Consider the following 2,473-nt stretch of genomic DNA (forward strand, 5'->3'; position numbering starts at 1 on the left):
TAATAAGTGGAAGAATCACTGTATTCTCAGATTGAAATTTGATGACAACCCGCCAACTTGGTTGACGCCACCCGCCAAGTTAGGTTGACATTTTATACGCTGTCTAGGTCTCCCTCTAAAAATTTGGATCTACAGGTAAATCGCTGAATCTTACCACTAGAAGTTTTGGGGATACTACCGGGCTTGAGCAGCCAAAGGGCATGGATGTGCAAATCATGCTCTTTGGCAACCGACCGACGAATTTGAGTGAGTATATCTTTTTCGACGGTAGTAGGTTCTGAATCAGCAGTTAAGGATGTGGGCGAGACAAAATCATTGAGCTGAGGAGGCTGAGAGGATGGCTTCTTACCGTTTTTCCGATAGCGATTGATATAGTTTCTTTCCAGTTCTGCCACCACTATTAGCCGCTCTTCCCCCGTTTCAGTAATCGAAAATGCAGCGGCACAATTGGGGCGAATACCGGGATAGCTTTGAACCACGGTCCACTCAATATCCTGGGGATAATGATTACGGCCATTGACAATAATCACGTCCTTGAGGCGGCCGGTGACATAAAGTTCAGAGCCGACCAAAAAGCCATAGTCCCCTGTTCTTAAAAAGGGGCCTGCGCCTGTATCTGCCAAATGGGCCTGAAAGGTTTCCCCAGATACATCTGATTGTCCCCAATACCCTTGAGCAATACTTTCCCCAGACACCCAAATCTCGCCGACTTCTTCTGACGAGCATTGCTGCAGAGTTTCAGGGTTAGCGATCACGATTTCTTGGTCTTGAAGTGAAGTTCCGCAGCCCACTAGGGTGCGGGCATCGACATCATTGGCCTGGGCCGAGACCACTTGATGCTGTTCTAAGGCAGCCCCTTGGACCGTTTTGAGGGCAGGTTGGGCATCCGGTTGGCCCCCGGCCACGATTAAAGTGGCTTCGGCAAGACCATAACAAGGAAAAAAGGCTTCTGACCGAAATCCATAAGGAGCAAATTTAGTGGCAAAGTCTTCAAGGGTCTGGGCACTGATGGGTTCTGCTCCATTAAAGGCCACCCGCCAGGAACTCAGATCCAATCCTTGGAGCTGTTCCGGCTTTATTTTTCGCAAGCATAAATCATAGGCGAAATTGGGTCCGCCGCTGGTGGTTCCTTGATAGCGGGATATGGCTTGGAGCCAGCGAATGGGACTCTGAAAAAACATAAAGGGGGACATCAGAACCATGGGAAATCCCCCGTATAAAGGCTGCAAAATCCCGCCAATTAGACCCATGTCATGGTAGGGCGGTAGCCAAATCACCGCTAGGCTCTGGGAACTATGCTCAAAGCATTGATGAATCAAGGATAAATTCTTTAAAAGATTGTGATGAGTAACCATCACCCCTTTGGGCGTTGCGGTTGAACCAGAGGTGTATTGAAGAAAGGCTAAATCTTGCCCCTGGGGATGAGTCTCTTGCCAGGCTTGGCGGGGTTGCGTGACGCTGAGGCTATCTGTTGCCAGCCACTTAAGCGCTCTCAATTCTGGAGCATCAATCAGCCGTCGCTCTAATTTCGACAGAATTTGAGAGGTGGTAAGGGCAAAAATGGCTTGGGAATCCGCGATGACGCTCTGCAAACGCATCAAGGAGCGATTCGGGCGGGGGGGATAGATGGGAACTGCCGTAACGCCTGCATAGAGGCAGCCAAAGAAGGCAGCCACATACTCTAACCCAGGCTGATAGACCAATAGGGCTCGATCGCCGGGGTGGCAGGCTAACTGTAGTGCTGCTGCGATCGCACGGGCCTTGGCATCCAACTCTACATAGGTGAGATGGAGGGCTTCCTCCTCACCATCAACCAGAAAGGTAATCCCCCTCCGATCAGGCTGGTAAGCAGCTCGATAACGGAGCAAATCTACCAAACTTTCCACCTTCGGTGGATCCGATTCTTCGATCTTAGTGTCCCAATTTGTTGTTTTAGCCACGTTGTACTCCATCCTGAGCAAAGGATTATAAATTAGTTCTCGATTTGAACAGCCCTTATAGGCCCAAAACAACCAAAGCTGCAACTTACTGCCTATCAATCAACTGATTTCGGGTTTTATTTCATGGTTGAAATGTCCTGAAACCCATACCTTGCAAAGTATTTCATCGACATCAATTAAAATGACTCCAGTCTTTTAGTTTGACGTTTATTTAGGAGAGCAGATGTCCCAAACCCAATCTAATCAATGATTTCCAACCTAAGTGCTCCTAGAACAGTTCGAAACATTTATCTTGTCCCACCTACACATCGTTAGGGAAGGAGTTGTAAGGGTCATGGGAAAATCCTCTTCGATAGGTAATCAACAGCAGCATATGTGGCAAGAGGAATGCCAAGTCAGGAGCATCAAGCAGAAATCGCTTTAGAAATATAATGAAAGTCAAGTCCTTGGCCGATAAACACCAGTTGAGTCAGACGGGGTTCGCTGGTTTGCCATAGCCGATCATAAAATTGGTCAAAGCGCTGCCCCACTCC

General features: G+C 48.3%; 2 protein-coding genes. Both read right to left on the reverse strand.

Going from position 1 to position 2,473, the window contains the following annotated elements:
• Positions 1–92: 92 nt before the first annotated feature.
• Entirely contained in the window at positions 93–1,952 is a 1,860-nt protein-coding gene (locus Q0991_RS13955) for a fatty acyl-AMP ligase (RefSeq protein ID WP_366524957.1), read from the reverse strand.
• 392 nt (positions 1,953–2,344) lie between these two features.
• On the reverse strand, positions 2,345–2,473 hold a 129-nt coding region (locus Q0991_RS13960), incomplete at its 5' end, for a GTP-binding protein (protein ID WP_299489350.1).

Origin of the sequence: Acaryochloris sp. IP29b_bin.137 (genome assembly GCF_028285745.1) — a bacterium.
In the GTDB taxonomy this organism is placed as follows: Bacteria; Cyanobacteriota; Cyanobacteriia; order Thermosynechococcales; family Thermosynechococcaceae; genus Acaryochloris.